Annotated in this window: 9 protein-coding genes; 2 read left to right on the top strand and 7 right to left on the bottom strand. The window is 73.1% G+C overall.

Translation table 11 applies throughout. From position 1 onward, the window contains the following. The first annotated feature begins 263 nt into the window (after positions 1-263). On the top strand, positions 264-1748 hold the full coding sequence (gene mqo, locus O2V63_RS06465) for a malate dehydrogenase (quinone) (RefSeq protein ID WP_269166719.1): 1485 nt from the start codon (positions 264-266) through the stop codon (positions 1746-1748). 192 nt (positions 1749-1940) lie between these two features. On the opposite strand, the gene O2V63_RS06460 is transcribed toward mqo, so the two are convergent. Next, positions 1941-3452: a potassium/proton antiporter gene (locus O2V63_RS06460; protein WP_269166718.1), complete on the bottom strand. Its 1512-nt coding sequence runs from the start codon at positions 3450-3452 to the stop codon at positions 1941-1943. Between the two features lie 108 nt (positions 3453-3560). On the opposite strand from O2V63_RS06460, the gene ileS reads away from it, so the two are divergent. Beyond that, positions 3561-6704 (top strand): isoleucine--tRNA ligase, encoded by a 3144-nt coding sequence (ileS, locus tag O2V63_RS06455; RefSeq protein ID WP_269166717.1) that lies wholly within the window; start codon positions 3561-3563, stop codon positions 6702-6704. Between the two features lie 104 nt (positions 6705-6808). Here ileS and wag31 read toward each other — a convergent pair whose 3' ends face one another. The 6 genes from wag31 to ftsZ all read right to left on the bottom strand — a co-directional run bounded on the left by wag31 (position 6809) and on the right by ftsZ (position 11887). Then, a complete protein-coding gene (wag31, locus tag O2V63_RS06450) occupies positions 6809-7546 on the bottom strand; it encodes a DivIVA-like cell division protein Wag31 (RefSeq protein WP_269166716.1) in 738 nt (245 codons plus the stop codon). Between the two features lie 97 nt (positions 7547-7643). Continuing rightward, on the bottom strand, positions 7644-7943 hold the full coding sequence (locus O2V63_RS06445) for a YggT family protein (protein ID WP_269166715.1): 300 nt from the start codon (positions 7941-7943) through the stop codon (positions 7644-7646). Positions 7944-7994: 51 nt separating this feature from the next. Further along, positions 7995-8810: a cell division protein SepF gene (locus tag O2V63_RS06440; protein ID WP_269166714.1), complete on the bottom strand. Its 816-nt coding sequence runs from the start codon at positions 8808-8810 to the stop codon at positions 7995-7997. A gap of 108 nt (positions 8811-8918) precedes the next feature. Then, on the bottom strand, positions 8919-9638 hold the full coding sequence (locus O2V63_RS06435) for a YggS family pyridoxal phosphate-dependent enzyme (RefSeq protein WP_269166713.1): 720 nt from the start codon (positions 9636-9638) through the stop codon (positions 8919-8921). An 89-nt stretch (positions 9639-9727) separates the two neighbouring features. Then, positions 9728-10459: a peptidoglycan editing factor PgeF gene (gene pgeF, locus O2V63_RS06430; RefSeq protein ID WP_269166712.1), complete on the bottom strand. Its 732-nt coding sequence runs from the start codon at positions 10457-10459 to the stop codon at positions 9728-9730. Positions 10460-10582: 123 nt separating this feature from the next. Next, the gene (gene ftsZ / locus O2V63_RS06425) at positions 10583-11887 is read right to left on the bottom strand and encodes a cell division protein FtsZ (RefSeq protein WP_269166711.1); all 1305 of its coding nucleotides are present in this window, start codon (positions 11885-11887) and stop codon (positions 10583-10585) included. Between the last annotated feature and the right edge of the window lie 284 nt (positions 11888-12171).

The raw sequence follows: 12171 nt of genomic DNA, 5'->3' as shown, positions 1-12171 counted from the left end.
GCGGCCGGCTGGGCCCGCCCCGGCAGTCCGCTGCGGTGCCCCCGGTCCCGGGCGCCCACGCCGAAGGGCAGGATCGGTCCCCGTCGGCCCGACGCGTCATCCGGGCCGGCGCTGCGCGCGGAGGCGGCGCGGAGGACCCTGGGGCGGGTGCGCCTGTGATGCATCTCATCCCCTCACTTCGGGGGGACGCCCGGGTTCCGGACGTGTCGTCCGCCGACGCGGACGACGATGGGCCGGTACGCACTCAGTCACGGAGGCAGATCTTGACCACGGATGGTTCCTCGAACCCCGATGTAGTCCTCGTCGGCGGCGGCATCATGAGCGCGACGCTCTCCGCGCTCCTGGGCGTCGTGGCGCCGGACTGGACCGTCGCGGTCTTCGAGTCCGCCGACCAGGTCGCCGGTGAGAGCTCCGACGCGTGGAACAACGCCGGCACCGGCCACTCGGCCCTGTGCGAGCTGAACTACACCCCCGCCGCACCCGACGGGCACGTCGACTCCGCCAAGGCCGTCGGCATCAACGAGCAGTTCCAGGTGTCCCGGCAGTTCTGGTCGCACCTGGTCCGCTCCGGCCTCACCGACTCCCCGAAGCGGTTCATCACCTCGGTGCCGCACGTCAGCTTCGTCACCGGCGAGGCCGGGCGCCAGTACATGCGCACCCGGTACGACGCGCTGGCCGCCGAGCCGCTGTTCGCCGAGATGGAGTACACCGACGACCGCGACGTGCTCGCCTCGTGGGTCCCGCTGATGATGGCCGGCCGGCCGGCCGGGGAGGTCGCCGCCGCGACCCGGTCGCTGGCCGGCACCGACGTCAACTTCGGGGCGCTGACCCGGCTGCTGCTCGACGCCGCCGTCAGCCGCGGCGTCGAGCTGCACACCTCCACCCGGGTCCGCAAGGTGCGCCGCGAATCCGACGGGCGCTGGGCGGTCACCGTCCGCTCCGGCTCCGGCCGCAGCCGCACCGTGCGCACCCGCTTCCTCTTCGTCGGGGCCGGCGGCGGCGCGCTCCCGCTGCTGCAGGGCTCCGGCATCCCGGAGATCCGTGGCTTCGGCGGGTTCCCGGTCAGCGGCCAGTTCCTGCGCACCCGCTCCCCGGAGCTGGTCGGTCAGCACCAGGCCAAGGTCTACGGCCAGGCGAAGGTCGGCGCACCGCCGATGTCGGTTCCGCACCTGGACCTGCGGCTGATCGACGGTGAGCAGGCGCTGCTGTTCGGCCCCTACGCCGGCTTCTCCCCCAAGTTCCTCAAGGCCGGCTCGATGTGGGACCTGCCGAAGTCGGTGCGCAGCGGCAACCTGGGCTCCATGCTCGGCGCCGGGATCGCCAACATCCCGCTCACCAAGTACCTGGTCGGCCAGGTCCTGCAGTCGACCAGTGCGCGGTTCCGCGCGCTGGAGGAGTTCGTGCCGACCGCCGAGCAGGACGACTGGGAGCTCATCACCGCCGGCCAGCGGGTGCAGGTCATCAAGCAGGACGCGACGACCGGCCGCGGGGTGCTGCAGTTCGGCACCGAGCTGATCGTGGGGGCCGAGGGGTCGATCGCCGGTCTGCTGGGCGCCTCCCCCGGTGCCTCCACCGCGACGTCGGCGATGCTCACGCTGCTGGAGCGCTGCTTCCCGGAGCGGATGGACACCTGGCGTCCGCTGCTGCAGGAGGCCATCCCCTCCTACGGCCACAAGCTGTCCCAGGAGCCGGCGCTGCTGGCCGAGGTCCGCGCCGACACGACCAAGACCCTGGAACTCCAGGGCTGAGCGCCCCGATCGCGGAGCCCGGAGGGCTCCCGATCGGGGCGCTCGACCGCAAGCCGAAGCGGGTCCGTGCGGCCCGTAGGGCCGCTGAGCTGTGCCGTCGCGGGGCCGGAGGCTCCCGACGGCACAGCTCCCAGCGGCTCAACATGACCGGGGCACGAATCCTGGCCGCGGTGTCGGCCGGAGGCCGACAGATCAATCAGTCTCGCTGGGCTGGCCGCTCTCCCCGCGCCAGGTGGCGAGCCGGCCCGCCCGGCTGACGGCGCGCAGCCGCCGCTCGGCCTCCTGGCGGGAGCCGCGCGCGGACACCAGGAGCGCCTGGTCGCCGTGCATCAGCCGGGTGGACCGGTCGGGGACGAACGGCTTGCCGTCGCGGACGACGAGGACCACGGCGGCGTCCTCGGGCAGCCGGAGCTCGGGCAGGTAGACGCCGTGCAGCCGGGACGTCTCCGGCACCCGCAGCTGCATCAGCTCCGCGCCCAGCTCGTCGAGCGGAGCGGACTCGACGTCGATGTCGCGCGGCGTGACCGGGGTGGCCAGTCGCAGCAGCCGGGCGACCGCCGGCAGTGACCAGCCCTGCACCACGGTGAAGACGACGACGAGCACGAACACCGTGTCGAAGACCCGGGTGGCGCCGGGCACCTGCGCGGCGATGGGGAACGTCGCGAGCACGATGGGCACGGCGCCGCGCAGCCCGGCCCAGGAGATGAACAGCTGCTGGGCGATCGGGATGCGGAACCAGACGACGCTCAGCAGGACCGAGACCGGGCGGGCGACCAGCAGCAGCGCGCCGCCCACGAGCAGCGCCGGCAGCAGGGCGTCGGGCAGCCGGGCCGGGGACACCAGCAGCCCCAGCAGCACGAACAGGCCGATCTGGGCGAGGCTGGCCAGCCCCTCCGCGAAGCCGATCGTGCCGGCCCGGTGCGGGAGCGCGGCGTTGCCGAGCACCAGGCCGCAGAGGTAGACGGCGACGAAGCCGGAGGTGTGCACCAGGTCGGCGGAGGCGAACGCCAGCACGCACAGCGCCACGGTGGCCAGCGGGTAGAAGCCGACCAGCGGCAGGGCGGCCCGCCGCAGCAGCCAGGCCCCGCCGAACCCGATCCCGACGCCGATCGCCGTCCCGCCGGCCAGCTCCCCGAGCACCTCGGCCACGACGAGGTACCAGACCGAACTGGCCCCGCCGGTGAGCTGCTCGCTGAGCACCAGGACGAGCAGGATGACCGGGGCGTCGTTCAGCCCGGACTCCAGCTCCAGCGCGGCGACCATCCGCCGGGGCAGCGGGATCCGGCGCAGGGTGGAGAAGACCGCGGCCGCGTCGGTGGAGGTGACCACCGCCCCCAGCAGCAGCGCGAAGAGCCAGTCGAAGTCGAGCAGCCAGACAGCGATCGAGGAGACGACGGCGATGCTCACCACCACGCCGACGGTGGCGAGCGCGATGCCCGGGCCCACTGCCCGGCGGACGTCGGACCAGCGGGTCGTCAGCCCACCCTCGGCCAGGATCACCACGAGCGCGGCGACGCCGAGGGTCTGGGTGAGGCCGACGTCGGAGAACTCGATGCCGAGACCGCTCTCCCCCAGTGCCACCCCGAACGCCAGGTAGAGCAGCAGCGAGGGGAGCCCGATCCGGTCGGCGAGCCGCAGCGCGACGGCGGCGAGGAGGACGACGAGGGCGCCGACGGCCAACGCGATGGTGACCGTCGTGTTCATCCGCGGGCCCCCATGGGGGCAGTCTCCCGTACCGCCGTCCCGGGGGTGTGCGCGCCGTGGACCGGCGGCTGCGCGAAGGGGGTGGCGGGGTCGGGGATGATGGGCTGCGTGAGTGCTCCCTCCGGCCCGTTCCAGGCCCTCCCCCCGCAGGTCGACCTGCCGGCCCTCGAACACGAGGTCCTCGAGCAGTGGGAGGCCGACAAGGTCTTCGCCCGATCGCTGGAAGGCTCCGCCGACCGGCCGCAGTGGGTCTTCTACGAAGGCCCGCCGACGGCCAACGGCCGCCCCGGCACCCACCACATCGAGGCGCGGGCGTTCAAGGACGTCTTCCCCCGGTTCAAGACGATGCAGGGCTACTCCGTCCCCCGGCGTGCGGGCTGGGACTGCCACGGCCTGCCGGTGGAGATCGCGGTGGAGCAGGAGCTCGGCTTCGCCGGCAAGCCGGACATCGAGCGCTACGGCATCGCCGAGTTCAACGCCCGCTGCCGGGAGTCGGTGGAGCGGCACGTCGGCGCCTTCGCCGAGCTGACCCAGCGGATGGGCTACTGGGTCGACATGTCGACCGCCTACCGGACCATGGACGCCAGCTACATCGAGAGCGTCTGGTGGTCGCTGCAGCAGGTGTTCGACAAGGGCCTGCTCGTCGAGGACCACCGGGTCGCCCCGTACTGCCCGCGCTGCGGCACCGGGCTCAGCGACCACGAGGTGGCCCAGGGCTACGAGACGCTGACCGACCCCTCGGTCTACGTCCGGCTCCCGGTCACCAGCGGCGAGTGGGCGGGGAAGGCCGACCTGCTGATCTGGACGACGACGCCGTGGACGCTGCCGTCCAACACCGCGGTCGCCGTGCACCCCGACGTCACCTACGTGGTGGCCCGCACCGACGACGGGACCTTCGTCGTGGCCGAGCCGCTGCTGACCGCCGCGCTCGGCGAGAACGCGAAGGTGCTGGCCCGCACCACCGGCCGGGACTGGGAGCGGGTGCACTACCAGCGGCCGTTCGAGCTGGTCGACTTCCCCGAGGCGGACGCGCACTTCGTCGTCCTGGCCGAGTACGTCACCACCGAGGACGGCACCGGGCTGGTGCACCAGTCCCCCGCCTTCGGCGCCGACGACTTCACCGTCTGCCGGTCCTACGGCCTGCCGGTGGTCAACCCGATCGACGCGACCGGCCACTTCACCGCCGACGTGCCGTTGGTCGGTGGCCACTTCTTCAAGGCCGCCGACCCGACCCTGGTGCAGGACCTGCAGGACCGGGGCGTGCTGTACCGGGAGCTGCGGTACGAGCACAGCTACCCGCACTGCTGGCGCTGCCACACGCCGCTGATGTACTACGCGCAGCCGTCCTGGTACATCCGCACCAGCCAGGTCAAGGACCAGCTGCTGGCGCAGAACGAGCGGACGAACTGGCACCCGGAGAACATCCAGTGGGGCCGCTACGGCGACTGGCTGAACAACAACGTCGACTGGGCGCTGTCCCGTGACCGGTACTGGGGCACCCCCCTGCCGATCTGGCGCAACGACGCCGACCCGGCCCGGATGGTCGTCATCGGGTCACTCGCCGAGCTGTCCGAGCGCACCGGCCGGGACCTGTCCGACCTGGACCCGCACCGGCCGTTCATCGACGAGGTGACCTTCACGGTGCCGGGCGAGGAGGGCACCTACCGTCGGGTCCGGCAGGTGATCGACGCCTGGTACGACTCCGGGTCGATGCCGTTCGCCCAGTGGGGTGCGCCGCACCGGAACAAGGCGGAGTTCGAGGCGGCCTACCCGGCGCAGTTCATCGCCGAGGCGATCGACCAGACCCGCGGCTGGTTCTACACGCTGATGGCGGTCGGCACGCTGGTGTTCGAGCAGAGCTCGTACGAGAACGTGCTGTGCCTGGGCCACATCCTGGCCGAGGACGGCCGGAAGATGAGCAAGCACCTGGGCAACATCCTCGAGCCGATGCCGCTGATGGACCGACACGGCGCCGACGCCGTCCGCTGGTTCATGCTGGCCGGTGGATCGCCCTGGTCGGCCCGCCGGGTCGGCCACGAGACGCTGTCCGAGGTGGTCCGCAAGGTCCTGCTGACCTACTGGAACACCGCCAGCTTCTTCACCCTCTACGCCGAGACCAACGGCTGGGACCCGGCGGTCACCCCCGCTCCCCCCCGCGCCGAGCGTCCGCTGCTGGACCGCTGGGCGCTCGCCGAGCTGGCGTCGGTCACTGCCGGCGTCACCGACGCGCTGGAGCAGTTCGACACCCAGACCGCCGGGCGGCTGATCGCCGAGTTCGTCGACGACCTGTCCAACTGGTACGTCCGGCGCAGCCGGCGCCGGTTCTGGGACGGCGACCCGGCCGCGCTGGGCACCTTGCACGAGGTGCTCGACGGGCTGACCCGGCTGATGGCGCCGTTCACGCCGTTCGTGACCGAGCGGGTGTGGCGTGGCGCCGTGGTGCCCGGGGCGGCGGACACCGTGGACTCGGTGCACCTCGCGAGCTGGCCGGCCGTGGACACCGACGCCCGGGACGACGCCCTGGTGGCCCAGGTGGCGCTGGTCCGTCGCCTGGTCGAGCTCGGCCGGTCCGCCCGCACGGCGGGCAAGGCCCGCACCCGCCAGCCACTGGCCCGGGCGCTCGTCGCCGCACCCGGCTGGTCGCAGCTGCCCCGTGACCTGGTCGCCGAGGTGGCCGAGGAGCTGAACGTCGCCGAGCTGACCGAGCTCGCCGCCGTCGACGGCTCGCTGGTCGACGTCTCGGTGAAGGTCGACTTCCGGGCGGTGGGACGCCGGATGGGCAAGCAGGTGCAGGCCGTCGCCGCGGCGGTCGCCGCCGCAGACGCGGCCGAGCTGGTCGCCGCCTACCGGGCCGGGACGGCGACCGTGCCGGTCGACGGGGCGCAGGTGCCGCTCGTCGAGGGCGACCTGGTGATCACCGAGACGCCGCGCGAGGGGTGGACGGTGGCCTCGGGCGGTGGGCTCACCGTCGCGCTCGACCTGACCCTCACCCCGGAGCTGGAGCGGGCCGGGCTGGTGCGCGAGGTCGTGCGGCTGGTTCAGGACGCCCGCAAGTCCAGCGGGCTGGCGGTCAGCGACCGGATCGAGGTCCGGTGGACGGGCGAGGGTGCGATCGCCCAGGCGCTCACCGAGCACGCCGCCCAGCTGTCCGCGGAGGTGCTGGCCACCGCCGTGCACGCCCAGCAGACCGGGGACGGCGACGGCCTCGAGGGCCCGGCGGGCGCCCGGGTCTGGATCACCCCGGCGAGCTGACGCCCGGCCGGGCCCCACGACCCGGGGCCCGGCCGGCCCGGACAGCACAGAGCCCCGCCGGACCGGGTCCGGCGGGGCTCTGTCGTGCTGAGGGTGGTCCTTGATCAGGCGCTGACGTGCTGGCTCTGCCGGCTGTTGGACGCCGGCTCGGCCGAACCGCGGCTGTCCAGGTCGCGCAGGTGCGACTCCAGGTAGGAGCGCAGCCGGGTGCGGTACTCCCGCTCGAAGGTGCGCAGCTCGTCGACCTTGCGCTCGAGACTGGCCCGCTTCTCCTCCAGGGAGCCCATCGCCTCCACGTGCTTGCGCTCGGCGTCCTGGGCGAGGGCGGTGGCCTTGGCGCGGGCCTCCCGCTCCATCGTGTCCGCACGGGTGCGGGCGTCGCCCAGCATGGCGTCGGCGCGGCTCTTGGCCTCACCGACCATCTGCTCGCTCTTCGCCCGCGCCTCGGACATCATCCGGTCGCTGCTGCTCTTGGCGGTGCCGACCATCTGGTCGGCCTGGGCCTTGGCCTCGTTGACGTGCCGCTCGGCCGTCTCCGTGGCCAGCGCCAGCATCCGGGAGGCGCGGATCGCGTCGTCCTCGCGCACCTGCGCCGCGGGCGCCTGGGTCGGCGGGGGCGGCGGGGCCGAGACGGTCATCGGCGCCGGCTCGGGCCGCTCCTCCCGCGCACCGGAGCCACTGGCACCGGCGCCGCGCAGGTCGTTGTTCTCCTCGATGAGCCGGGCCAGCTCGGCCTCGACCACGTCGAGGAACGCATCGACCTCGTCCTCGTCGTAGCCGCGCTTGCCGATCGGCGGCTTCTTGAAGACGACGTTGTGCACGTCGGCGGGAGTCAGTGGCATGCGGCTCACCTCAGGTCGGGCGGGAGGAACGGGAACGGGTCCGGATCGGCGGCGAACCGCATCGGGTCCACACCCCGCTGGGGCACGGTACGACGGATCATGCGAAGGAGTAGGCCATGCTGCTCAGGATGCTGCGCAGGAGGATCACGCCGATCAGCAGCACCATAAACCCCAGGTCCAGCCGGATGGACCCGAGGTTCAACGGCGGGATGACCTTGCGCACCGCCTTGAGCGGCGGGTCGGTCGCGGCGTAGACGACCTCGAGCCCCGCGGCGACCAGACCCTGCGGGCGCCAGCTGCGGGCGAGCACCATTACCCAGTCCACGACGAACCGGGCGAACAGGAGGATCAGGAAGACGAGCAGGATCGACGAGACGATCTGCAGAAGGAGAGGCACGGTCCTCGCTCGTTCGGGAGCAGCTCGCGCCGGGGCGTGAGGTGCGCGGGGTCAGGACTGGCTGAAGAACCCGCCCTCACGGATGCGGGCCTTGTCCTCAGCCGTCACGTCGACGTCCTGCGGACTGAGCAGGAAGACCTTGGCCGTGACGCGCTCGATACTACCGTGCAGACCGAACGTCAGACCGATGGCGAAGTCGACGAGCCGCTTCGCGTCGGCGTGCTCCATGTCGGTCAGGTTCATGATCACCGGCATGCCGTCCCGGAAGCGCTCCCCGATGGTGCGGGCCTCGTTGTAGGAGGCCGGGTGCACCGTGGTGATGCGGTAGTTCTGCGGGGACGGCGCCGGCGCGGGGGCCGGGGCCGGGACGGGCTCGGGGACGGGCGCCACGGGCTCGCTCATGGCCAGGCCGGCTGCGGCTCCGGAGCCGCCGGAGGAGATCCGGCTGCGGCCCGAGGAGCCGGCGCCCATGCTCCCGGCGGCGGACAGCCCGCCGCCGGCGAGGCGCGCCGCGGTGCTGCCGCTCGACGGGGCGCCCGCCAGTCCGATCGTCCGGGGGGTGGCCGGACGCCGTCCCAGTGAGACCTCGGGCTCGGGGGCGCGCTCCTCGACCGGCTCGTCGGCGAGGCGTACCCCGGCGTACTCGGTGTCGTAGCCACCGCCGTATCCGCTGCCGTAGCCGTAGCGGGACTCCTCGGCCACGGGGTCGGCGTCGTCGGCGGCGTAACGGTCGTACCCGTGGTCGTAGCCCCGGTCGTCCCGGTCGTAGTCGCTCTGACGCGCGGCGTAACGGTCGTACCCACCGCGGGTGTCGTCGTCCTCGACGAGGCCGAGGTAGACCCCCATCCTCCGCATCGCTCCGGCCATCGGACGTCTCCCTCTGGTCTCGTCGGCGCTGGACGCCCCGCGCTGCAACAGGTTGCTGGGTGGTTCAGGTGGTGCTGGTGTGACTCGGCAGGGCGCACGGGTGGTGCGTCACTGCCCTGCGTCGGAGGTTAGGGGGCGCGTGCCGAACAACGCGGTACCGACACGCACCACGGTGGCCCCAGCTGTCACAGCAGCCTCCAGGTCGCCGCTCATGCCTGCCGATGTCTCCGTGGCACCAGGATGATCGGCGCGCAGCCGGGTGGACAGCCCGGCCAACCGCTCGAACGCCGGGCCGGGCTCCTCGTCCCGCGGGGCCACCGCCATCAGTCCGCGCAGGCGCAGCTCCGGCGCCGCTGCGATCGCGTCGGCGAGGCCGGGGACGTCGGCAGGCGCGGCGCCGCCCCGGCTGCCGAGCTCGCCCTCCGGGCCGCCCAGGTCGACCTGGACGTAGACGTCCAGGACCCGCTGCTCGCGTTCGGCGGCGCGGGCCAGCGCCGCCACGAGCGGGGCCCGGTCGACCGAGTGCACCGTGGCCCCGAGCCGGGCGACCGGGCCGACCTTGTTCCGTTGCAGCTGCCCGACCAGATGCCAGTGCAGCTCGGGGACGGCGGGGTCGGCGGCCAGGGCCGCCGCCTTGCCGATCAGCTCCTGCACGCGGTTCTCGGCGAAGTGCCGTTGCCCCAGTGCGGCGAGGGCCCGGACGTCCTCGGCCGACCACGTCTTGCTGACCGCCAGCAGGCGGACCTCGGCCGGGTCGCGACCGGCCGCCCGGGCGGCGTCGTCGATCCGGGCGCGGACGTCGCGCAGGTTGTCAGCAAGGGACGTCATGCCCTGATCCTCCCCCTGGACCCGAGCCCGCCGTCCGGTCCGGTCCCGTGGCCCGGCCCGGGCCTGCGTGGAGAGCGGGGTCCGTCGGCTCAACCGAGCCAGACGACGCCCGCCTGGCGGCCGGTCACGCCGTCGCGGCGGTGGCTGAACAGCCGGGGGTCCTCGACGGTGCAGCGCGGGTCGTGCACGACCTGCCCGACCCCGGCTCGGCGGAGCACCTCGGCCAGCCCGGCCCGCAGGTCCAGCCCCGGCGTGCCGCGCCGGGTGCGGACCGCACTGGCCGGGGCGACCTGGGCGACGTCGGCCTGCATCTGCGCCGGGACCTCGTAGTCCAGGCCGCAGACGGCCGGGCCCAGCAGCGCTTCCACGTCGCCGGGGCGGGAGCCCAGCCGGGTCATCGCCGCCAGCGTGGCCGGGACGACACCGGTGCGCACGCCCTCCCGGCCGGCGTGCACCGCGGCGACCACCCCGGCGACGGGGTCGGCCAGCAGCACCGGCACGCAGTCGGCGACCAGCACGCAGAGCACCAGCCCGGGGGTGGCGGTCACCAGCGCGTCGACGTCGGCCACCGGGTTCTCCTCGGCGTCCTCGACGATCGCGACGCCGGTGCCGTGCACCTGGGTCATCCAGAGCAGCCGGTCGCCGGGCACACCGAGCTCGCCGGCCAGCCGGGCCCGGTTGGCGGCCACGGCGTCCGGGTCGTCACCGACGTGGACACCCAGGTTGAAGGAGTCGTACGGCGCAGCAGAACGGCCGCCCCGCCGGTCGGTGACGACCCGTCGGGGCCGCACCGCCGGCAGAGCGGCCGCGCTGTCAATCACGTGGGCATCCCATGGGAACGGCCCCCGTGCAGGGTCCCGCTGCGAGCGTGGTGACCCGCTGGAACGGCCCTCTTCCAGGGTCCCGCCCCGAGCCTGCGAGGGGTGGGGGGAAAGAGGGTCCTTTCACTGGCTGCGCAGGAACTCGGGGATGTCGAGCTCTTCCTCGAAGTCGTCGGTCGCGAGCGGCCGGCGGGTGCCGCCGGACTGCCCGGCGATCGGCGGCAGCGGAGGCACGGTGATCCCGCCGCCCTGCGGCGCACTGCCGGGCTGACCCGGTCGCGGCGCCGACGGCGAGGAGGTCACGGGTGCCGCCGGTGCCTGCGCCGGTGCAGCCTGAGCCGGGGCCGGGCCGGCCGGCCGCTCGCCGGTCTGCGCCGGCACCGACGGACGGGCCGCCGGCGGAGCACTGACCGGTGGGGCCGGAGCAGCCGGGGCCGAGGTCGCCAGCGGCGTGCTGCCGGCGTCCTTGCGGGTGCCGGGCTTGCCACCGTCGAACCCGGCCGCGATCACGGTGACCCGCACCTCGTCACCGAGGGCGTCGTCGATGACGGCGCCGAAGATGATGTTGGCGTCGGGGTGCGCGGCGTCGGAGACCAGCGAGGCAGCCTCGTTGATCTCGAACAGCCCCAGGTCCGACCCACCGGAGATCGACAGCAGGACGCCGTGGGCGCCCTCCATCGAGGCCTCCAGCAGGGGTGACGCGATCGCCTGCTCGGCGGCCAGCAGCGCGCGGTTGTCGCCGCGGGCGCTGCCGATCCCCATCAGCGCCGACCCTGCCCCGGACATGACCGACTTGACGTCGGCGAAGTCCAGGTTGATCAGACCCGGGGTGGTGATCAGGTCGGTGATGCCCTGGACACCGGAGAGCAGCACCTGGTCGGCGGTGCGGAAGGCGTCCATCACGCTGACGTTCCGGTCGCCCAGCTGCAGCAGCCGGTCGTTCGGGATCACGATGAGCGTGTCGCACTCGTTGCGCAGCTCCTCGATGCCCGACTCGGCCTGGACCGCCCGCCGCTTCCCCTCGAAGGAGAACGGGCGGGTGACCACGCCGATCGTGAGCGCACCGAGCTTGCGGGCGATCGAGGCGACGACCGGCGCGCCACCGGTGCCGGTGCCACCGCCCTCGCCGGCGGTCACGAAGACCATGTCGGCGCCCTTGAGCACCTCTTCGATCTCCTCGCGGTGGTCCTCGGCGGCCTGCCGGCCGACGTCGGGCTGCGCGCCGGCGCCCAGACCGCGGGTGAGCTCACGACCGACGTCGAGCTTGACGTCGGCGTCGCTCATCAGCAGCGCCTGCGCGTCGGTGTTGATGGCGATGAACTCGACCCCCTTGAGGCCGACCTCGATCATGCGATTGACCGCGTTCACCCCGCCGCCGCCGATGCCGACGACCTTGATGACCGCTAGGTAGTTGTGCGGAGGTGTCATGCCGCGCTCCCCAACTGGACCCTCATCCTTAGGTTAAGCCTTATAGTTATGTCAACTGAGTCGTTGTGAGGACGAAGTTAGGTGTGCCCATCCGGGGCAGCAAGCACCCTCCTCGGCTCGGCGTGTCCGTCGGGCGGATTCTCACGAGGATCTCTCGACCCATCCGTCACTTTGCACTCACCAGACGTGACGACCCGCCTGGTCAGCGTCTCCAGTTCTCCTCTAGACATCTCCCGACTCCGTCGGCACGCCCGGGACGGAGGACTCGCGGACCTTTTTCCTGG

It is taken from the genome of Modestobacter sp. VKM Ac-2977 (assembly GCF_026968045.1).
GTDB lineage: Bacteria > Actinomycetota > Actinomycetes > Mycobacteriales > Geodermatophilaceae > Modestobacter.
This window is presented reverse-complemented; position numbering and strand designations above follow the sequence as displayed.

Coding starts and splice junctions, on each gene's coding strand:
- O2V63_RS06460 (WP_269166718.1), bottom strand. CDS start 3,452: ATGAACACGACGGTCACCATCGCGTTGGCCGTCGGCGCCCTCGTCGTC.
- wag31 (WP_269166716.1), bottom strand. CDS start 7,546: ATGCCACTGACTCCCGCCGACGTGCACAACGTCGTCTTCAAGAAGCCG.
- O2V63_RS06440 (WP_269166714.1), bottom strand. CDS start 8,810: ATGGCCGGAGCGATGCGGAGGATGGGGGTCTACCTCGGCCTCGTCGAG.
- O2V63_RS06435 (WP_269166713.1), bottom strand. CDS start 9,638: ATGACGTCCCTTGCTGACAACCTGCGCGACGTCCGCGCCCGGATCGAC.
- ftsZ (WP_269166711.1), bottom strand. CDS start 11,887: ATGACACCTCCGCACAACTACCTAGCGGTCATCAAGGTCGTCGGCATC.